The sequence below is a fragment of the Pseudonocardia sp. CA-142604 genome, assembly GCF_050948475.1.
GTDB classification, from domain to species: domain Bacteria; phylum Actinomycetota; class Actinomycetes; order Mycobacteriales; family Pseudonocardiaceae; genus Pseudonocardia; species Pseudonocardia alaniniphila.
Genome location: NZ_CP192045.1, coordinates 2,756,652 through 2,776,060, shown reverse-complemented (window position 1 = coordinate 2,776,060; position 19,409 = coordinate 2,756,652). Strand labels below are relative to the sequence as shown.

Below are 19,409 nucleotides of genomic sequence, written 5' to 3'. Positions count from 1 at the left end.
TGGCCGGCCTTCGCATGACCAGACAACCACGATCGCGCAGCGCGCGTCGGATGCCTGCCGCGCTCCGCGGTCGACCTCACCATCGGCCATCGTCACCAGCGGTTCCTGGCCGCAATCACCCGATGGCCACTACCCTCGAGATGGCTTCGCACTTGCAAGCCAGCGAGGTGGGATGAGTCGAAACGTCGACCTCGGGGCGTTCCCGCGGATTCGCCGTGCCCGGGATCTGAAATCCGGAAGTCGGCGCAGCTACGCGGCATCCAGCATGTGGAAGAGCAGCAGGAGCTGGGTGACCGCCAGCGGCCCGCTGCGCTTGCCCCAGCTGAGCAGGCCCAACCCGTCCGGAACATCGCCCGCCCGGTCGAGCAGTGCCCAGATCGCCTTCTCCAGGGTGCGGCTCTCCTCCTCGGCGACGTCGCCGTGCACGTGGAGCGTGTCGACCGGCCTGCCGTCGGTGTCGCGGCACAGCTTCAGGCGCATCGAGGGGTGGTCGGCCAGCACGCTGCTCAGGTCGGGGTGGCGGATGGTCGGCCGGAGCACGAGCTCCGCCGAGAGCGAGGTGGCAGGCAGGTCGTCCCGTGACGGGATCGGCGCGAACCGGACGACGATGTCGGCCTGGCTGCGCTGCGGCTGGATGTAGGCCTCCGACTCGGCGATCCGGCGGTTCATCTCGGCGAGCACCTCGGGCCGCGTGTAGCCCCGGGCGCGGACGTCTCGGGTCAGCTTCCAGCGACGGCGGATCCGCTCCGGCGGGTCGAGGTACACGGTGACGTCGAAGCACGCCCTCGCGAGCTTGCTGTACAGCGGGAACAGGCCCTCGACGATGATGTACCGATTCGGCTCCACCCGCTCCGACCGGCAGAACTCGCCGGTGCGGTGGTCGTACACGGGCTTGAGGATCGGCTGGCCGCTGGCCAGGAGCTGCAGGTGCTGCTCCATGATGTCGAGGTGGTTGCAGTCGGGGTGCAGCGCCGTGAAGGGCAGGTCGCGCCGCTCTGCCCGGTCGTACCGGTGGTAGTCGTCCACGCAGATCGACACGCAGTTGTCCGGGCCCAGTGCCTGCACCAGGCCGCGGGTGATGGTCGTCTTGCCCGACGCACTGTCCCCCGCGATCGCGATCATCACCGGGCGCGACACCGCACCGGCCCGCACGATCCGCAGCGCCTTGTCCACCACTGCATCCACCTGCCCCTCCGCCGCGCCCACCACCCTGGAATGGCGGCGCCGCTGCCGCAGTAGGAAGACGTTAGGCGGATCACGGCTCCTCCGGGTCCCCCGCACTGGGGGTACGGCGGGGGATGCCGTCGCGATGACGCCTCTGAAGAGGTGTTCGCCCGGATGCCGGGGCCCTATCGTCATGTGATGCCCGGCCCCTTGCGCATCGTCCTGGTCGACGACCACGAGATGGTGCGTCATGGGCTCAAGGCGATGCTGGCGCCGTTCCGCACCCGTGTCCAGGTGGTCGGTGAGGCGGAGGGCGCGGATGACGCGGTCCCGCTGGTCACGGACCTGGACCCGGACATCGTGCTCTCCGACGTCCGGCTGAACGGGGCGAGCGGCCTGGACCTGTGCAGGCGGCTGCGCGAGGAGCGGGCCGAGCGCCGGGTGGTGCTGCTGTCGGTGTACGACGACGAGCAGTACCTGTTCCAGGCCATGCGTGCCGGAGCAGCGGGCTACCTGATCAAGCGGATCACCGGGGAGGACCTGGTGCGCCACCTCGAACTGGTGCACGCCGGGGAGACCGTGATCGACCCGGGGATGGCCGGGCGCGCGGTCGCCTCCGCGGCACGGCTGCACAGCGGGGAGTTCTGGCCAGGCGCCCGCCACGGCCTCACCCACCGCGAGAGCGAGGTGCTGTCACTGATCGTCAGCGGCCTCTCCAACCGGGCCATCGCCGGCCGCCTGACGGTCGGGGACGAGACCGTGAAGAGCCACCTGCGCTCGATCTACCGCAAGCTCGCGGTGAACGACCGGGCCGGGGCCGTGGCCGCGGCCCTGCGCGAGGGCATCTTCCAATGACGGGCACGCGGCGTCCCACCCTGGGCGATCTCGCAGACCTCGAGGCGGAGAACGCGCTGTTGCTCGCCATCGTGGAGGCCACGTCGTCGGGACCGGACGTCGAGCCCCTCGCCGCCGCGGTCGCGCGGTTGATCGTCGAGGCCACCGCCACCGACGTCTGCTTCGTGCACGTTCTCGACGACGCCGAGCGCTCGCTCACCCTCGCAGGCGCCACCCCGCCGTTCGACGCGCAGGCGGGCCGCGTGCGGCTGCCGATCGGCACGGGAGTCGCGGGCTGGGTAGCGGAGCACGGGCAGCCCGCCGTGATCGTCGACGACAAGCACGCCGACCCCCGTTACGTGCCGATCGCGGCGTTGCGCGGCGTCGACTACACCTCCATGGCCTCGGTGCCGATGACCAGCGATCTCGCCGGTCTGGTCGGTGTGCTCAACGTGCACACGGTGGTCCGTCGCGAGTTCACCGCCCGGGACATCCGGTTGCTCACCTCGATCGGACGGCTCGTCGCGGGAGCCCTGCACTCCGCGCGGCTGCATCGCAGGCTCGTCGCCCGGGAGCGTGCCAACGAGCGGTTCACCGAGCAGGTGATCGCCGCCCAGGAGACCGAACGGCGGCGGCTCGCGGGCGACATCCACGACGGCATCTCCCAGCGCCTGGTCAGCCTCGGCTACCACCTCGACGCCGCGGCAGGCACGCTGCGCAGCGACCCGGCGTACGCGGAGCAGCAGCTGATCCTGGCCCGCGAGCTCGCCGACATCACCGTGGACGAGGCACGGGTCGCCATCGGTGGCCTGCGTCCCCCGGTGCTGGACGACCTGGGGCTCGCCGGGGGTCTGACCAGCCTCTCCCGTACGGTGCCCGACCTCGACTGCGAGCTGATCCTCGGTGACGAACGCCTGCCCGAGCACGTCGAGATCGCGCTGTACCGGATCGCGCAGGAGGCCCTGCAGAACGTGCAGAAGCACGCCAGGGCCACCCGCGTCGAGCTGCGGTTCGCAGTACGGGAGGGCACGGTCCGGCTCGAGGTCAGCGACGACGGGTGCGGGTTCGACACCGGGGTGGGCGGCTTCGAGGCGCGCGACCCGCAGCCGGAGGCCTCCGGCTACGGGATGCGCAGCATGGCCGAGCGGGCCGAGCTGGTGGGCGGCACGCTGACGGTGCGCTCGCGGCCCGGTTCGGGCACCACCGTGACCGTCACGGTCCCGGCCACCCCGGTCGCCCCCACCTGATCCGCTCAGCGCCTGGGCGGCGGAGCGCTCCAGCCCAGCTCGGGCCGGGCCAGCAGGTGGGTCACGAACAGGTCGGTGCCCGCCGTGGCGTGCGGGTGGCTCACCACGTGCCACGGGCGGTTCAGCGGTGTGCCCGGCATCGGCAGCTCCACCAGGGCCCCGGCCTCGAGCTGCCGCTCCACGGCCTGGCGGGACACCAACGTGACACCCAGACCGGCCTCGGCCGCGGCGATCACCGCGCCCGGCGAACCGAGCACGAGCCGTGGAGGGTCGGCGCCCGCCGCCGCGAGCAGCGCCTCGCACGTCTCGCGGGTGCCGGAGCCCGCCTCACGCATCAGCCAGGTCGTGTGAGCGGGCGAGAAACCGGCGGCGAGCGACGGCGGGCCGACCGCCAGCAGCGTGTTGGGGCTGACGGCCCGGATCCCGGCCGCGAGCTCGTCGGGGGGACGTCCGGCGAGCACGAGGTCGACGTCGTGGTGGGCGAGCAGCGGCCACACCCTGGCCCGGTGGGCAACCTCCAGCCGCAGCGTGACCCGCGGGTGCTGGCCACGGAACGAGGCGAGCATCGCCGGAAGCACGTGCTCCCCCGCCGTGGTGACGGCGGCCAGCCGCAGCAGCCCTCGCTCCGGATCGGCCTCGCCGCGCGCGGCCGCCATCGCCTCGTCGTGCAACCCCAGGATCCGGCGGGCGTAGCCCGCGTAGCGTTCGCCGGCCGGGGTGAGCAGCACCCCTCGGCCGTTGCGGCGCACGAGCGGCACGCCCACATCCGCGGCGAGCGCGCTGACCGCGGCCGAGACGGAGGACTCCGTGACCACCAGGCGTTGCGCGGCCGCGCGTACCGAGCCGGTGTCGGCCAGCTCGACCAGGGCCCGCAACCTGGCGTTCGTGGTCACTCCCGCATGGTCCCCGCGGAACAGCCACTGCGGTACCCCCGGGTAGCGGCGCCTGGCGCCGCGGAACCTTGAGCAGATGGTTGAGGGTGTGCTGACGACTCTTGATGGACGGCGGCAGGTCCGGGCCCCATGGTGGAGCAGCGCCGGGGCAGCCCTCCCCGGGCGAGGGGATGGTGAGGGTGCCTGTGACGGGAGACGGTCGCCGCCCGGCCGCTCGGCTGCGGGACGGCGCAGGTGCGGAAGCGAACGCCGCCGCCGACGAACTAGCTGTGCTGGTCGGCGCCGCACTGGCGATGGGCGAGCCGGAGATCGGGCAGCGGCTCGTCACGGTCATCGTCGAGCCCGGTGCGTGGTGCCACGCCCTGGGATGGGCACGCGACGATCTGGGCTGCTCGTCCTTCGACTATCTCTGCGGTGTCGAGCAGCACGACTCCGCCGCGATCCTGGTGACCGCCCATCTGCACAGTCCGGGAGGACGTAACCACGTGCTCGTGCGCACGCTGGTGCCCGCCGACCGGCGCCGGCTGCCCAGCGCGACCGGCCTGTTCCAGGTCGCGCAGCGGCACGAGCGCGAGACGCACGAGTCGGTCGGCGTGCTCTTCACCCGGCAGCCGGACGTGCGCCCGCTCCCCACTCCGGACGGCGACGAGGACCCGTGCGCCCGTTCGGTGACCGAGGTCAGACCCGTGCGCTCGTTGCGGCCGGCAGGGGCTGGTCGGGCTCCTGGTAGCGGTACTTCCCGCCCCGCAGCACCGATGCGACCGCGGCCACCAGGCACGCCACCGCTGCGAACCCGAGGGCCAGCGTGAGGCCTGCAGCGAACGGCCCGGAGATCAGCTCCGGGAAGAACGCGCGTCCGGTGAGGAACTGAGCGTCAGCAGGCGGAAGCGCCCCGAGCACCTGCGGCCCGAGCAGGTTCTGGATCGGGTTGTCACCGAGCAGCGCGGCGAAGAGCGTGCCGACCGGCGGTAGACCGGCCACGCGGTTCGCGACGTCGGCGGGCACACCGTGCGCGATGAGACCGGTGGACAGCGCGCCCGGCAGCGTCCCGGCGAGGCCGATGATGAGCAGCGAGAAGAACACCCCGATCGACAACACCGTCGCCGCGTTCTGGAAGGTCGAGGTCATACCGGCGCCGACCCCGCGTTGCGAGGCCGGCAGGCTGTTCATGATCGCGGCCCGGTTCGGTGAGCTGAACATCCCCATCGCCAGCCCGTTCAGCACGAGGAGCAGCGCGAAGACCCGGTAGTCGAAGTCGACGGGCACGAGGTCGAGCAGGATGAAGCTGAGAGCGGCGAGCACCATCCCGCCGGTCGAGAAGGCGCGCGCCCCGAACCGATCCGACAGAATTCCGGACACCGGACCGGCCACGAGAAAGCCCACGGTCAGCGGCACCATGTAGATACCGGCCCACAACGGCGTCTGCTCGAAGTCGTAGCCGTGCTCGGGCAGCCAGATCCCCTGCAGCCAGATGATGAGGATGAACTGCAGCCCACCACGGCCGAGTGCAGCGAGCAGGTTGGCCACGTTGCCTGCGGTGAAGGCGCGTGACCGGAACAGCGACATGCGGAACATGGGCTCCGGCACACGCCTCTCGATCGCCACGAAGCCGGCCAGCACCACGATGCCGCCGATGATCAGACCGAGCACCGACGGGCTCGTCCAGCCCATGACGTGCGTGCCATAAGGCTGGATGCCGTAGGTGATGCCGGTGAGGAGCGCGACGAGCCCGACCGCGAACGTGACATTGCCCCACCAGTCCAGCTTCGCGGGGACGCGGACACCCGTCTCGCGCAGCTTGTAGTAGGCCCAGACCGTCCCGAAGACGCCGACCGGCACCGACACCAAGAAGATCCAGTGCCAGTTCAGCGGCGCGAGCACCCCGCCGATGACGAGCCCGAGGAACGACCCGGCGATGGCCGCCACCTGGTTGACCCCCAGCGCGAGTCCGCGCTGGTCGGCGGGGAAGGCGTCGGTCAGGATCGCGGTGGAGTTGGCCAGAAGCAGGGCGCCCCCGACGCCCTGCAGCACGCGCATGCCGATCAGCCAGATGGCGGCGGCGTCACCATGGGTCCAGGTGACCGCGAGCAGCACGGAGAAGATCGTGAAGACCGCGAAGCCGAGGTTGTACATGCGGGTGCGCCCGAACATGTCGCCGAGCCGGCCGAAGCTGACCACCAGCACAGCGGTGACCACCAGGTAGCCCATGATCAGCCAGAGCAGGTAGCTGATGTCGGCCGGCGCGAGCGGGTCGACGCCGATCCCGCGGAAGATGTCCGGCAACGCAATGAGCAGGATCGACATGTTGATCGTCACGATCAGCACGCCGAGCGTGGTGTTCGAGAGGGCAACCCACTTGTAGTGGCCGGCCGCGGAGTTCGTTAGCATTACGAACAATATACGCCGGGGACGCGAACGCCCGCCCCCGTGGCGCGGTCAGTGAATGCGGAGGATGCGCGTGGTGACGACGGCCGTCGCTGTGAGCACCGCAACCCCGGCGAGCTCCAGGACCAGCGTGGTCGGCACCAACGGTGTCGTGAGCTCGTCGACGAACCCGAAGAGACCCACGGTCAGGGCGAGCGTGAGCGCACCCAGGGTGCCGGCGATGAACAGGCCGCCCAACGCGGCGGTCAACGGGACGTGCCGCGGCCGGACGGCGACCATCGCGGCCGCCAGGAACAGCGCCCCGGCAGCATTGGCCAGGAACGACACACCGATCCGCGGAATCGCCCCGTATCCGACGAACCAGAGCAGGAGGTGGCTGCCGCCCACCGCGAGGAGCAGCGCGGCACTCAGTCCGCGGCCGAGGAGCAGGACGACCCGATCCATCGGGTTGGTGGTGCCGCGCGACGGTCGCGCCAGCTCCTCCGGCCCCCGCGGTTCGGGTTCGCCGGTCGACGGCGACAGCCAGGACACGGCGGTCATCCGACTGCGGCGCAGCGCGCTGAGCAGGCTGGGGCGCGCCGCAAGGTCCGCCCCGTCGAGATCGAGGGGACACCGAGGTGGGCGCGGTACATCTGGACCTCCTGATCGCCGGGTGGCGCCCGGCGGCGCCCTGCAACCCACATGTGATCACGAAGTTCCGAGGCGGAAGGTTCATCGGAACCCCATGTGCTTCGGATCCCATCGGCAAAGGACTGAAGCCGTGGTCGCCGCCGGGAAGACGCCGGGCCGAACGACCGGCTATCGGAATCGCCGGTGATGATGCAACTCACAGCCCGAAAGGCCGGATCGTTGCGTCCGACGCCGTTCGGTGGCGTCGATCATGCGGAACAGCCCGCCGACAGCGGGCGATCAGCCCCGCGACCACCGCCACCACCACAGCCGTCGACGTTCTCCGCATCCGCCCACGTCACCGGGCCTCCTGCCCGGCACCGGCCGCGGCGACGACCCGCGGCGTCCGGTCGCGTCCCGGCGTGGCGCCTGGTTGCACCATTCAGCGGGATCGACACAGCGCAGCAGGCTCAACAGGGGCATCAGCTCCGCAATCTCCCGGCGACAGTCCGCGCAATCGGGGAGATGACGGTCGAACGCGGCACGCTCCGACTTCACGAGACTGCCGACCAGGTAGGCGCCCAGCGAGAGGCAGACGTCGTCATCCTCTCCGCTCACCACGCCACCGCTCCGCGGAAGACATCTGACCGCACCACGTGCCCCCTGACGGTTCCCGGTGTCGTCCGGTTCACTGGGATCCCTGCATGTGGCCCAGACCATCGCCACAGATCGCGATCCCCCCGGCCAGTCAAAGCGCGCCGTCGACGCGCGGGGCTCGCAACCCCGCCCGACTGCTCGGGGGATCGTCCGGAAATCTCGGCAGAATCGCCGCCGCACCCCGAGCATAAAACTGCATGAATATCCATGGTCCAGCACGTAACAGACAAACAGGACCAGTTCGACAGAACAATGATCGAGATTTACTCAACGCTCTCCCGAGCTATACGTCGCGCCTATCCGAAGATGGCTTCGATTTACATAGCACAAGCTAACGAAGCCCGTCGCTCCGGACTTTCTCCGAGGTGGATGTCGATATTGTGGATAGACTGTGCACGTGCCGGCCAAGAAAGACGCCACCCGGAGCGATAATCGTCTTCAGAACAGAGATCCGAGAGCCGCGGCGGCGCTCATGCGGCACATCCACGATCAACACGGCCGGGCACTCTGGTCGTTCGCCATGCGGCTCACCAGGGGCAATACCAGCAAAGCCGAGGATGTCGTCCAGGAGACGATGCTGCGCGCCTGGCGCCACCTCGACGCGCTCGAGGAGAGCCGCGGCTCTCAGCGCACCTGGCTGTTCACGGTCGCGCGGCGGATCTCCATCGACGAGTGGCGGTCACGTGGGCAGTTCGTCGAGTTCACGGTGGACGTCGTCCCCGAGGTGATCGCGGAGGACACGATCGACCGGGCCGTCCAGAGCTGGACCGTTGCCGCGGCGCTGAACCGGCTGTCACCGGAGCACCGCACGGCATTGCACGCGTGCTACTTCCACGGCCACACGGTGCGGGAAGCCGCACGGGAGTTCGGGGTACCCGAGGGCACCGTCAAGTCACGGCTCTACTACGGCCTGCGTGCGATGCGCGCCGAACTGGAGGCCGCGGGCGAGTTGGCGAGCACCTCGAGCGCGCGCTCGACGAGTCACACGTGACCCGGCGCCGCGACCGCCCGAGGTCATCGGGGCTGGGGAATCGCGGCCTCGGCAGCGGCCGTCGCCTTGTTCACGATCGTCCGGGCGGCGGCGGAACCCGCGTTCGCCGGGTTCTTGCTGAGGATCGCCACGACGTACCGGTCGTCGCTGCCCAGCACGCCGGTGGTGTGGAGGTCGAAGTCGGAGTTGATCCACATCCACCCCTGCTTCGCCGCCACGTTCGACTGCCGCGGGGGTGCGATCAGGCCGAAAGCCTGGTCGAACCCGTCGGCCCCCTTGTCCTGAGCATGGCCGAGAGCGTTCATGATCATGTTGCGGCTGGCCGGGGACAATGACCGCAGCACGTAGTTGTAGACGGCGGTCACATCGCGAGCGGAGATCTTGGTCTCGCCCCACTGCGACGGATCGGCAGGCGGCTGGCTGTCCTTGAGGCCCACCAGGCTGATCGTCTGCGACACCGTCTCGGCCCCACCGAACTTCACCCAGAGCGCATCCATCGCATTGTCGTCGCTGGCGACGAGGGCCCGCTGGATGTCGTCGCGGTCGGTGGCCGACAGCGTCAGTTTCCCGGCGTCGACCCTGTGCAGGATCGCGACCACGGTGTAGAGCTTCACCACCGACGCCGAGTAGAACCGGGTCGTCCCGTCGGTGCCGAGCGCGAGCATCCCGGTCTTCCGATCGAGGACTGCCGCCCCGATCTGGGTGCGTGGGTTGGCCGCCTGGACGGCATCGACCCGCTGCACCGCACTGTCCACGGCGGCCGACGACGCCGCCGCCACGCCGGCGGTGTCACCGGCATTGAGAGCGGGCATCGCCACGGGCGCCATGGCAGTCCGTGACGCGACCGATCCCGGGCTTGCGTCTGCGACACCCGCGTCCGTGCGGCCCTCCAGCAAGAAGGCACCCGCACCGAGGAACACGGCCAGAGCCACCACGAGCAGGGCGGACCTCTTCGGTGTGCTTCGACGTTTTCCTTCCACACCTTGATGACGTTGGGCGACGTCTGTCCGTTGCCGTTCGCGGAATCTTCACAGGAGATCAACAGCTTTCTACAACTCACAGTGATGCGCGTCGCAGAGCCTTGAATTCGCCGCTCATGCGAGGGGTCGCATAAGCGAGCCAGGCAGGGCGGCGCAAACCCCGTAGCCCGGACATTCAGCGAATCCGACATTGCCGTGACAGGGATCATAGATCATCCGGACCCGAACCAGGATCACGCTCATAGCATGAGCCGCAAGAGTGCACGTCGAGCCGGACCGGACCCTGGTTGACACATGAGCGAGAATGCGCCGCGCGACCTCGGGCGAGCGGGTTCACCGCCCGTCGTCGCGGCTTCGGCGAGCATGGCACAGAAATGCTTCTCCGCTTTCTATCCAGCGCGGTTCGACATTCTCGGTGAGCGCCGGTCCGGCGCGGTGCATCGCTTCAGCCGGATCGGGCCGATCACGATGGGTGACATCACTTACGGCCGGGACGTCCGGCTCGAGCTCGACGAGCTCGGATCGAGCTACCACGTGAACCTCCCGGTCGCCGGCCGTCTGGAGTCCCGGCACAGGGGGGTGGAGGTGGTGGCGACGCGGGAGCGGGCCGCGGTGTACCGGCCCGACGGCGAGGTCATCCTCACCCGCTGGGCCGCTGACTGCCGGCAGTTGTGCGTGAAGCTCGACCGGGTAGCGGTCGACCGCACGCTGGAAGGCCTCCTGGGGCGTCCGGTCTCCGGGCGGATCGCGTTCGCCGCCGCCATGGACATCAGGAGCGGCGCCGCCCGAAGCTGGGCACAGTTGCTCCTCACGCTCAACGACCAACTTGCGTGCAGCGACAGCATCGTTCGGCAACCACTGGTCGCCGCCCCCCTCGCGGAAGGCGTGGTGCGAGGGCTCCTGCTGGCCGCCGAGCACCCCTATTCGCAGGAACTGAGCACGCCGGCGGAGCCCTGCCGTCCGTCGGCGGTTCGATCGGCGATCGACATCATGGAGACCGATCCGCAAGCGCCCCTGACCACCCCGGTGCTCGCGGCGAGGTGCCACGTCAGCGTCCGCACGCTGCAGGAGGGCTTCCAGCGCCATGTCGGCATGTCGCCGACGACGTACCTGCGCCGGATCCGGCTCCGCCGGGCACACGAGGAGCTCCGCGCGGCCGACCCCTCCCACACGACCGTCGCGACCGTCGCGCACAAGTGGGGTTTCACCCACCTCGGCCGCTTCGCCGCCGCTCACGAAGGGGAGTTCGGAGAGCTGCCTGGGGAGACGCTGCGCGCAACCCGGTGACCATCGGGCACCTCAGCGCTCGACGTGCAGGCGCTCGCGCCGCCAGCCGGCCGGCGTCGTCCCGTACTGCCGCCGGAACGCCCGTTCGAACGTGCCGCGGTCGAGGATCCCGACAGCAGCCGCGACGCCCGACACCCCGAGCCGCGAGTACCTCGGGTCGGACAACATCGCCCGGGCCGCCAATAGCCGCTCCTCGCGAAGGTAGGCACCAGGCGTGGTCCCGATCCGTTCGAACAGGCTGTACGCGTGTCGGACCGACACGTGGTGGCGCCGCGCCAGCTCCTCGACCCGCAGGTCCGGGTCCGCCAGGTGCTCGCGGACGTGCTTCCGCATCATCTCGAGCAAGACGTCATCAGGGCCGTCGCCGCCCGGCACGGAAGGCGTCACGTTCTGCAGCACCATCGCGAGCAACTCGATCGCGGCCCGTCCGGCGTCCAGCCGCTGCCGCGCGGTGAGCTCGTCGGCCACCTCGTACAGCCGGCCGAGGTAGCCGGACAGCAGCTGCATGGCCGGCGCCGCGGGATCCGCGCAGCGCGCACACGCCTCGGTGATCTCCGCGGTGCGGAGCGGGAGCACCTCACGGGAGAACTGCAGGTTGAGGCACACAGTGTCGGTCGACGAGACCCGCTCGTAGCGGCTACGGGCCTCGATGAGCACTCCGGTACCGGCCGCCAGTTCGACGACGCGGTCATGCTGGCGGACACGGCTCCGGCCGGCCATGTGTATCAATATGACCATCTGGCTGTCGGCCGACGCGCTCGCTGCCATCCGGTCGGTCCGGAGCGTCGACATCTGCCCCCAATGCGTCCGATAGAGCGTGAGGGTCCGGCCCAGGTCCTCGAACGCCGTTCGCCCGCGGAAGTCGGGACCCGTCCGGGTGATCACCGGTATGAAGAACTCGCCGGCGACGTCTTCCATCTCCTCACCGGAGTAGTAGTCGAGGATCTGCACGCGCCCGAGGCTAGTTCCGGGACATCCGCCCAGGTAAGAGCACTGCGAGTGCTCTTGGTGCTACCAGGATTGCTGTACCCGGCGTCGACTAATCACGGGCGACACAACCCGGCGGCTGCCTACCATCCGCCGGTGACAGTGGACTCGGACGCCCCGGAGACCTACCTGGGCCAGGACGCGGTCGTCGACTTCGGCCGGCCGGAAATCAGCGAGCTCGCGAGTGGCCTCCGCTCGCACCACACGGACGACGTGGACTTCGCCCGAGCCGCCTTCGAGCATGTGCGTGACAAAATCCGGCACTCGTGGGACGCGCAGGACCCTCGCGTGTCCATCAGCGCATCGGACACGCTCGCTCACGGCACCGGTCTCTGCTTCGCGAAGGCCCACCTGCTGGCCGCCATCCTTCGATCCCAGGGCATGCCCACCGGCTTCTGCTACCAGCGGCTGACCGACGACGGGGCCACGTTCATGCTGCACGGGCTTGTCGCCGTGTTCCTGAACGGGAACTGGCACCGGCAAGACGCCCGTGGCAACAAGCCCGGCATCGACGCCCAGTTCTCACTCGGCGAAGAACGCCTGGCCTGGTCGGTCCGCCCGGAGCTCGGAGAACGGGACTACGACCGGGTCTTCGCCACTCCGAGCCGGAAAGTCATCGAAACCCTCGAAGCAACGAAAAACATTCTCGACCTCTGCCGCGGCGGACTCCCCAGCGATCTCTGACGCGACACCGACCTCCGAGGTTTCAGGGCAGGAAATCGGCCACCCGAATCGTTCTGTCGATCTTGCCCAGGATCGGGCGGCCTACATCAAGAAGCTTGAGGTGATCACGGAGCAGGACGCGCTGACACGCCGCATAGCCGACGTCCGTCGCCTCCTGAGCCGGGCCGCGCCATCCACACTTGCAGGCAGGAGCGTAGGCCGTGAATGTCTGCTCTGCACACCGCACGACATCCGTCCAGCTGTCGCTGTATGTTCCGTTGCGGTACCGACCCGCCACGTAACCCTCGTGCCCGTCAGTACGCAGCATCTGGCCATCTTCCATCCTGGGCGTTGCAGGACAAGAAACTCGGCCGCATCTCACCCCCTCGGTCCAGTGCCCGTGTCGAACATCTGTTCCGGTTCGAAAGAAGATCGACAACCCGCGCGAACAGCTCTCATGAGGCATCCCGGATCTCGGGCAGTGCTCGGGGATCGCCGCACGGCCGGCCGTCGTCGGCTGCACCCGTCGGCACAGCTCATATCGCCAATGCATCGGCCGGATTCGAAAGCCGCCTGACCGAGGCACTCGACAGCCGGCCATGGTTCCCGGAGGACTCATCGACCGAGAACGTCAGCCTGAGCGCGAGTAGAAGCAGCACCAGACCGATCGGAATTCGCGGGTCGAGGCTGAGAAACCTAACGGGTCCCCCGAATAAGGAGTCGTCACGATGCCCCAGGCCGCACCGATGCCAGAGCCTTCTGCACGAAGAGTCAGGGCTCAGGGAGCTCACCTGGTCGGGAGCGTTCCGCTGGAGAGCGCCGCTGCGGTGTTCCATGCGGCCGGCGAGGTTCTGCCTGAGCACCTTCGGCGCATCTCCGACGGGGAGACCGGAGTCCGCAGCGGCTGGATCGACTGGCAGGCGTCGGTCTTCCGGAGCCAGCCCGACCTGGTGGAGACGGAGGCTACCGGTGCCGACGGGAAGTACGGGTCGCGGTTGCGCGCCCGCTTCTTCCCGCGGCCCGGCGTCGACCCGGCCCAGCTGCGGTTCGGCGCGCTGGGCTACGCGGATCATGCGCTGTGTTCGTACGTGGAGTTCCGAGCAGCCCGGGACGCAGGCGTCATCCCCCGCCACTGGCGCTTCATGGTGGCGATGCCGACGCCGTTGGCGCCGGTCAACCGGTTCATCGAGGCCGACCACCGTGCCGCGTTGGAACCGGCGTACGAGGCGGCGATGTTGGCTGAGCTCGCGACGATCGCCGCGGCCGTCCCGCACGAGGATCTGGCGGTCCAGTGGGACGCCCCGCACGAGATCGGGATGTGGGAGGGCCTCTTTCCGCCATTCTTCGACGGGGATCCCCGGGTGGAGACGGTCGCTCGGCTCGCCCGGCTGGCTGCCGCCGTTCCCGACGAAGCGGAGCTCGGCTTCCACCTGTGCTACGGCGACGCGCAGCACCGCCACTTCGTGCAGCCGAAGGACACCGGAATCGCCGTCGCCCTCGCCAACGCGATCGCGGAGGTGGCGGCGCGACCGATCAATTGGCTGCACCTCCCGGTGCCGCGTGACCGCGCCGACGATGAGTATTTCGCGCCGCTCATCGGTCTGCGGCTGCATCCGGAGACCGAGCTCTACCTGGGACTCGTCCACCTGACCGACGGCACGGAGGGCACGCGCGAGCGAATCCGCACTGCGAGCCGGTACCTCGACGCGTTCGGGGTGGCGACGGAGTGCGGCTTCGGCCGCAGGCCCCCCGAGGACGTCCCGGCGCTGCTGCGCATCCACCGCGACGTCGCGAACCCTGGCCCTGTACCCAAGTTACCGCCGCCTGTTTGACGTTCCCGTATATCGAGTCTCGGGAGAATGGTGGCAGGGAGAGCGCGACATGGAACCGCAAATCCGCGCACTCCCCGGCCTTGCCGACCTCGGCTGCAGTCTCTTGCCGACTGATCAGGTCTCGGGGTAACAGCCAAGTAGCATGGTCGAATGCCTGATGCGTTCCTTGATTTCGTTGACGACGAGGCAATGACCCTGGACACGCTGAATCCGGAAGCCCCGCTCGACGACCTGGAGCCGCTGGCCATACGGCTGGCCGATGCGCGAGTGGTGGCCATCGGCGAAAGCTCGCACCTCGTACGCGAGTTCTGCCTGCTGCGCCACCGGTTGACGCGGTTCCTGGTGGAGCGGATGGGGTTCACCGTCTTCGGCATGGAATCGGGGTTCAGCGAAGGACTTACCGTGGACGACTGGGTACGCGGCGGTCCCGGTGACCTGCGGACGATCGCCGACGACGGGATCACGTACACGTTCGGGCGGTGCGCGGAGTTGCGTGCGCACCTGCAGTGGATGCGGGAGGCCAACGCCGCCGGGGTGACGCCCGTGCGATTCTTCGGGATCGACGTACCGGGTTCCGCGGCGTCCCCGCTGCGGGCAATGGAGAACATCGGGCGTTACCTGAGCGCGGTTGACGGCGACGCGGTGGTCGCCGTCGAGCGGCTCGTCGTGCTGATGGAGAAGTTCGCGGGCGAGCACCCGCTGCCGGTGTACGCCGCGTATGGCCAGGTCGCCCAGGCCGAGCGTGACGGGATCACGGCGATGCTCGCGGAGCTGACGACCCGGTTCGACGCGCTGCAACTGGAGTACATGTCGGCCGGTGGCGTCGAGTTGTACGAGGTCGCACGGCGCGAGTTGCGCCTGGCCTGCCTGCTGGACCAGTCATTGCGGAGCACCGCTGCGCGGGTGGCCGGTGATAGGGCGCACCCGAAGGTGGCCTCACGCGACCGTGGCATGGCCGAGACGGTGTTGTGGCTGCTCGACCGGTTCGGGCCGGACGCGAAGGTCGTCATCGGTGCGCACAACAGTCACATCCAGCGGATCCCGGTCGTCACGCCGTCGTTCTCGCTGTCGGCGATGGGGCACCACCTGGCCAACCGGTTGGGCGGCGACTACGTGGCGGTGGCGGTCACCAGCACCGTCGGCCGTACGGTGACCCGCCGGGCGAACCCGGACCGACCGAGCGGTGTCGAGATCGTCGGAGTCGACCTCGATCCGGCGCGCGAGGGCAGCGTGGAGGCGGCGTTTGCTCCGCTGCCGGGGCTGCGGGCGGTCGACCTGCGCGGGGCACGAGGACGGCTGGCCGGTCCCGACCGCATCCGGGTCATGGACACCTATCAGGAGGTACGGCTGCTCGACGCCTACGACCTGGTGGTGAACGTTCCCGAGACCTCGACGACCGAGCAGGTGACCGGCTGACCGAGAACGTGCCATTTCGAGCGGGCGTCAGGCGCGCAGTAGCGCTCGTCTCTGCCCGAGCAGCCCGTGATCGCACCGAATTGGCGCCGCAGATGACGCAGACTACGGCGCTCAAGCCCGCGGCCGGCGCAGGATCGCTCACGCCGGCCGGACCCCAGCGCCTTAGCGCCACCGCGGTTGTCGGCTACTTGACGCATCGGCTCGGAGCCTGACTGTTGCGACCCTGGCCGCAGGGTCGGGAGGACGCTTCGCGGACAGCCCGCATCTCAGATGTCGGTGGTCGGCGGGCCGTCAGCCCCGAGCAGGAGGCGCCCGTAGATCTCCCTTCCGACATCAGGGGAGACGTGTGCGTGCCTACCGGCGATCTCGGCATCACGCCAGATCCTGCTAAGGACGTTGGAGTCCGCGAAGGAACCGGCACCGTTGGCGGTGAGAAGTGATCCGATCCCCGCTGAGACGAGTTCAGCTATCGTGCCGATGTCGTTACGCATGCGGCCGCGACGCAACAGTCCGAGGTGCTCGTGACGTGCCGCCGCAGTATCGATTTCATGACACATCCGCTGCATCAGCAGCTCAGCCAGATCGAACTTGGTGAGCGCCTCGGCAACTCTCAGCTGGTGTGAGGGAGAATTCCTGGCGGCGTTGTACGCCGTGACCGCAACCTGTTTCTCCGGAAGTCCCGCCAGCGTCAATTCAGTCGCATGTCGGGCAAGTCCGATCTGAGGGCCCACGAGCACGATTGCGGCAGCAGGCAGGAACGCCATGTTGGCGTTCCTCTCGGCTGATTGGTGAGGAGTTGCGAATCTTCCCTCGAGCATGTCCGCGAACCGCTGTACTCGGTGTTCAGGGACGAAGTGGTCCTCGACGACGATGGTGTCGCTGCCTGACCCTTTCATGCCCGCGGCGAACCACGTCGGCTCGATCGTCCATGCCGATGACGGAATCAGCGCCAGCCCACGCGGGTCCTCGCCGCCGGAGGTGTCCAGCTCAAGGCCCACGATTGCCCAATCCGCCGCGAACGATCCCGATGCATAGGGCCACCGGCCACAGACCACGTAACCGCCGTCGACCCGCTCGGACGTGGTTGCCGGCGTCAAGATCGCGCACACCATGGCGCGCGCATCTGCCCGGAAGACGTCGTCCTGAGCTTGCTGAGAGAACGTGCTCGCTATCCAGGCGCAGCCGTTGAGCAGTGCCACGGTCCACGCAGTCGAACCATCGCCCCGGGCAACCTCCGCGATCACTTCCATCACCGTGCACATGTTCGCGCCGTGGCCGCTATACCGGCGAGGGACGAACAACCTGAACAGACCAGCCTTCTCGATCGCGCTCATCACAGGTTCGACCACCGCGCGCTGCTCGGAACTCTGTGCTGCATGCTCGCGGATCAACGGAATCAGCTCGCTCGCCCGAGCAATCAGGTTCCCATCGGGCTCGGTGTCCGAATCGCCGCCCGGCGAGGACGACGCGGGCACTTGATTGAGCGATGTGGTCACCGCAATCTCCCGGTTCTCGAAGGTGATCGACTGTGCGTGGCCAAGACGATCCGGCCAGGGTGGCAAGGTCGGGAGCCGAGAGTGAGCACGCACGTTCTCCTCCGACACAGGCACCCACACAGCAGCGTCTGCGCTTGGCGCTGCGCGACGACCGCGCCCGACCAGTTGACCGCACCGGGTCATCTCGGGAGCAGGCGTTTTCACCTCAGCGGGGCGGCATTTCTTGGCTCAGGGTTGCGGGAGCGATCCGGATGCCGGGCCACTTGGCCCCTGGGGTACAGCCCCGGCGGCGTGCCGGTGCCGCATGGGAGCGGCCTCGTTCGGCCGGCCACCGTCGTCGGCCGTCGTGCTTCGCCCGCCCACGCTGCCCGTGATCGCCGAGATCAGCAGCAACTCTGCCCGCGGCGGCATGTGACCTCGGTTGATGCCGAAGCTAGCCTCGGGGTCGTGCAGATCGTCGAGTACTCCGGCGAGGAGTTGGAACACGTCGCCTGTGAGTTCTCCATTCCGGTGATCGCCCGGGCGTGTCCCGACTTCCAAGGGCGGCTGGCGGTGCAGAAGCTGGGCGACACCCTGACTCTCTCTCGATCGCGCTGGGGGCAGATGTCGGCGGTCCGCACCACCCGGATGACAGCGGGCGCGCAGGCCGACAACCTGATGCTCTTCTCCGTACATCTGGCCGGCCGCGGCCGCGTCCGCCAGCACGACCGCTGCGTCGAGCTGGCGCCCGGTGCGGGAGTGCTGGCCGAGGCTCGTAGCCGCTACGAGCGGGTCTCGTCAGGCGAGGCCCGATGCATGAACCTGCGGTTCTCCCGCGAGCGGCTCCCGCTTCGTACCGCCGAGATCACAGAGGCGTGTGCGCGCAGTGTGAACCCCGCAGCCCCGGCCATGCAGATGCTGTCCGGCTACCTCGTCCGGCTGTTCGAGGTCGCCGACGACCTCACCGCTCCGCAGCGGCTCGACGCCGGGCAGGCCGCGATCGATCTACTGGCGATGGCGCTGCGGGACATCACCTCTGTGCCGGGCGGGGACGGCCCCGACGAGGTGTTGCTCGACATGATGCGGATGCACGTCCGCGAACACCTGGATGACCCGGACCTCAAGGTCGAGGAGCTGGCCCGGCGGCACCACGTGTCGGTCGGCCGCGTGTACAGCCTGTTCGCGCGGATCGGGACCACACCCGCTGCGTACCTCCGCGACCAGCGGCTGCTCGCGGCACGGACCATGTTGTCCGATCCGAGGAACGTCCGGCGCCGGGTGTCGGACATCGCGGCCGCCGTCGGGTTCCTCGACCTCCGGACGTTCGAGAGGGCGTTCCGGCGGCAGAACGGGATGACACCGGTCAGCTGGCGGCGCGAGCACTGCCACTCCGGATTCGGCCCTGTGGCCCCCGAAGCAGCGAATGCCCCCACGCCGAGCAGGAAAGCCGCCCCGGCCTGAGACTTCCGCGAGCTCAACCACGTTGCGGCCGGGGACGCGATCTTGATGTCTGCGCCCCCGGCGTGCCCGGCAGCCGGACAGGCTTGGGGCGGACGAGCTGGCCTGTAAGCCGGATCCTGTTCCCGGGCGCCTTGCGGCGCACCGTTCGGCGACCATCCATCTGGACCTGCCGTCGCCGGCAGGCTCTAGCGGTCTACCCGCAAGCTCGGACGGGCCGTCCTCGAACGCCTGCGCAGCTCCCCGTCCGAAGACGGAGAGCCTCTTGACCTTGCTCCGGGTGGGGTTTACCGAGCCACCCCGGTCACCCGGGGTGCTGGTGGTCTCTTACACCACCGTTTCACCCTTACCTCGCTCCCGGACGTGGGTCCGGGAGGAGGCGGTCTGTTCTCTGTGGCACTGTCCCGCGGGTCGCCCCGGGTTGCCGTTGACAACCACCCTGCCCTGCGGAGTCCGGACTTTCCTCGCCGGTGGCCCGAAGGCCATCGACGCGGCCGCCCGGCCAGCTCGTCCGCGCAAGAATCGTACTCG

General features: G+C 69.1%; 16 protein-coding genes, 1 other RNA gene and 1 pseudogene. 9 read left to right on the top strand and 9 right to left on the bottom strand.

Going from position 1 to position 19,409, the window contains the following annotated elements; genetic code table 11:
• Positions 1-249: 249 nt before the first annotated feature.
• Positions 250-1,185 (bottom strand): phosphoribulokinase, encoded by a 936-nt coding sequence (locus tag ACQPZQ_RS12725; RefSeq protein ID WP_433295272.1) that lies wholly within the window; start codon positions 1,183-1,185, stop codon positions 250-252.
• A gap of 177 nt (positions 1,186-1,362) precedes the next feature.
• Here ACQPZQ_RS12725 and ACQPZQ_RS12720 point away from each other — a divergent pair, with 177 nt between their 5' ends.
• Together ACQPZQ_RS12720 and ACQPZQ_RS12715 are read left to right on the top strand one after the other, a co-directional pair.
• Entirely contained in the window at positions 1,363-2,019 is a 657-nt protein-coding gene (locus tag ACQPZQ_RS12720; protein WP_433295270.1) for a response regulator, read from the top strand.
• A complete protein-coding gene (locus ACQPZQ_RS12715; RefSeq protein ID WP_433295268.1) occupies positions 2,016-3,245 on the top strand; it encodes a GAF domain-containing sensor histidine kinase in 1,230 nt (409 codons plus the stop codon). The genes ACQPZQ_RS12720 and ACQPZQ_RS12715 overlap by 4 nt, the downstream gene beginning before the upstream one ends.
• Positions 3,246-3,250: 5 nt before the next feature.
• Here ACQPZQ_RS12715 and ACQPZQ_RS12710 read toward each other — a convergent pair whose 3' ends face one another.
• Positions 3,251-4,138 (bottom strand): LysR substrate-binding domain-containing protein, encoded by an 888-nt coding sequence (locus ACQPZQ_RS12710; RefSeq protein WP_433295266.1) that lies wholly within the window; start codon positions 4,136-4,138, stop codon positions 3,251-3,253.
• Between the two features lie 104 nt (positions 4,139-4,242).
• On the opposite strand from ACQPZQ_RS12710, the pseudogene ACQPZQ_RS12705 reads away from it, so the two are divergent.
• Positions 4,243-4,773, top strand: a pseudogene (locus tag ACQPZQ_RS12705) (NADH-quinone oxidoreductase subunit C); the annotation flags it as partial.
• Positions 4,774-4,816: 43 nt separating this feature from the next.
• Here ACQPZQ_RS12705 and ACQPZQ_RS12700 read toward each other — a convergent pair.
• On the bottom strand, positions 4,817-6,526 hold the full coding sequence (locus ACQPZQ_RS12700; protein WP_433295264.1) for an MFS transporter: 1,710 nt from the start codon (positions 6,524-6,526) through the stop codon (positions 4,817-4,819).
• 48 nt (positions 6,527-6,574) lie between these two features.
• A complete protein-coding gene (locus tag ACQPZQ_RS12695; protein WP_433295262.1) occupies positions 6,575-7,054 on the bottom strand; it encodes a hypothetical protein in 480 nt (159 codons plus the stop codon).
• A gap of 1,132 nt (positions 7,055-8,186) precedes the next feature.
• Between ACQPZQ_RS12695 and ACQPZQ_RS12690 the strand changes: the two genes are divergently transcribed.
• Positions 8,187-8,780, top strand: a complete 594-nt coding sequence (locus ACQPZQ_RS12690) for a sigma-70 family RNA polymerase sigma factor (protein WP_433295261.1) — start codon at positions 8,187-8,189, stop codon at positions 8,778-8,780.
• 23 nt (positions 8,781-8,803) lie between these two features.
• Here ACQPZQ_RS12690 and ACQPZQ_RS12685 read toward each other — a convergent pair whose 3' ends face one another.
• Positions 8,804-9,592, bottom strand: coding sequence for a serine hydrolase (locus ACQPZQ_RS12685; protein ID WP_433299160.1), 789 nt, complete (start codon positions 9,590-9,592; stop codon positions 8,804-8,806).
• A gap of 462 nt (positions 9,593-10,054) precedes the next feature.
• On the opposite strand from ACQPZQ_RS12685, the gene ACQPZQ_RS12680 reads away from it, so the two are divergent.
• Complete coding sequence (locus tag ACQPZQ_RS12680; RefSeq protein ID WP_433295259.1) at positions 10,055-11,047, top strand: AraC family transcriptional regulator; 993 nt, start codon at positions 10,055-10,057, stop codon at positions 11,045-11,047.
• A 12-nt stretch (positions 11,048-11,059) separates the two neighbouring features.
• On the opposite strand, the gene ACQPZQ_RS12675 is transcribed toward ACQPZQ_RS12680, so the two are convergent.
• Positions 11,060-11,998, bottom strand: coding sequence for a helix-turn-helix domain-containing protein (locus tag ACQPZQ_RS12675; RefSeq protein ID WP_433295257.1), 939 nt, complete (start codon positions 11,996-11,998; stop codon positions 11,060-11,062).
• 132 nt (positions 11,999-12,130) lie between these two features.
• Between ACQPZQ_RS12675 and ACQPZQ_RS12670 the strand changes: the two genes are divergently transcribed.
• Positions 12,131-12,718 (top strand): transglutaminase-like domain-containing protein, encoded by a 588-nt coding sequence (locus ACQPZQ_RS12670; RefSeq protein WP_433295255.1) that lies wholly within the window; start codon positions 12,131-12,133, stop codon positions 12,716-12,718.
• A gap of 22 nt (positions 12,719-12,740) precedes the next feature.
• On the opposite strand, the gene ACQPZQ_RS12665 is transcribed toward ACQPZQ_RS12670, so the two are convergent.
• Entirely contained in the window at positions 12,741-13,025 is a 285-nt protein-coding gene (locus tag ACQPZQ_RS12665) for a hypothetical protein (protein ID WP_433295253.1), read from the bottom strand.
• 400 nt (positions 13,026-13,425) lie between these two features.
• On the opposite strand from ACQPZQ_RS12665, the gene ACQPZQ_RS12660 reads away from it, so the two are divergent.
• Positions 13,426-14,529, top strand: a complete 1,104-nt coding sequence (locus ACQPZQ_RS12660; protein WP_433295251.1) for a hypothetical protein — start codon at positions 13,426-13,428, stop codon at positions 14,527-14,529.
• Positions 14,530-14,679: 150 nt separating this feature from the next.
• Positions 14,680-15,945: an erythromycin esterase family protein gene (locus ACQPZQ_RS12655; RefSeq protein WP_433295249.1), complete on the top strand. Its 1,266-nt coding sequence runs from the start codon at positions 14,680-14,682 to the stop codon at positions 15,943-15,945.
• A gap of 266 nt (positions 15,946-16,211) precedes the next feature.
• Here the strand turns inward: ACQPZQ_RS12655 and ACQPZQ_RS12650 are convergent, their stop codons facing one another.
• Positions 16,212-17,441 (bottom strand): acyl-CoA dehydrogenase family protein, encoded by a 1,230-nt coding sequence (locus ACQPZQ_RS12650; RefSeq protein WP_433295247.1) that lies wholly within the window; start codon positions 17,439-17,441, stop codon positions 16,212-16,214.
• Between the two features lie 447 nt (positions 17,442-17,888).
• Here ACQPZQ_RS12650 and ACQPZQ_RS12645 point away from each other — a divergent pair, with 447 nt between their 5' ends.
• On the top strand, positions 17,889-18,881 hold the full coding sequence (locus tag ACQPZQ_RS12645) for a helix-turn-helix domain-containing protein (protein ID WP_433295245.1): 993 nt from the start codon (positions 17,889-17,891) through the stop codon (positions 18,879-18,881).
• A gap of 89 nt (positions 18,882-18,970) precedes the next feature.
• Here the strand turns inward: ACQPZQ_RS12645 and rnpB are convergent.
• Positions 18,971-19,388: RNase P RNA component class A (gene rnpB / locus ACQPZQ_RS12640), an RNA gene on the bottom strand.
• Positions 19,389-19,409 lie beyond the last annotated feature (21 nt).

Coding starts and splice junctions, on each gene's coding strand:
- ACQPZQ_RS12720 (WP_433295270.1), top strand. CDS start 1,363: ATGCCCGGCCCCTTGCGCATCGTCCTGGTCGACGACCACGAGATGGTG.
- ACQPZQ_RS12715 (WP_433295268.1), top strand. CDS start 2,016: ATGACGGGCACGCGGCGTCCCACCCTGGGCGATCTCGCAGACCTCGAG.
- ACQPZQ_RS12700 (WP_433295264.1), bottom strand. CDS start 6,526: ATGCTAACGAACTCCGCGGCCGGCCACTACAAGTGGGTTGCCCTCTCG.
- ACQPZQ_RS12685 (WP_433299160.1), bottom strand. CDS start 9,592: ATGCCCGCTCTCAATGCCGGTGACACCGCCGGCGTGGCGGCGGCGTCG.
- ACQPZQ_RS12680 (WP_433295259.1), top strand. CDS start 10,055: ATGAGCGAGAATGCGCCGCGCGACCTCGGGCGAGCGGGTTCACCGCCC.
- ACQPZQ_RS12665 (WP_433295253.1), bottom strand. CDS start 13,025: ATGCTGCGTACTGACGGGCACGAGGGTTACGTGGCGGGTCGGTACCGC.
- ACQPZQ_RS12660 (WP_433295251.1), top strand. CDS start 13,426: ATGCCCCAGGCCGCACCGATGCCAGAGCCTTCTGCACGAAGAGTCAGG.
- ACQPZQ_RS12655 (WP_433295249.1), top strand. CDS start 14,680: ATGCCTGATGCGTTCCTTGATTTCGTTGACGACGAGGCAATGACCCTG.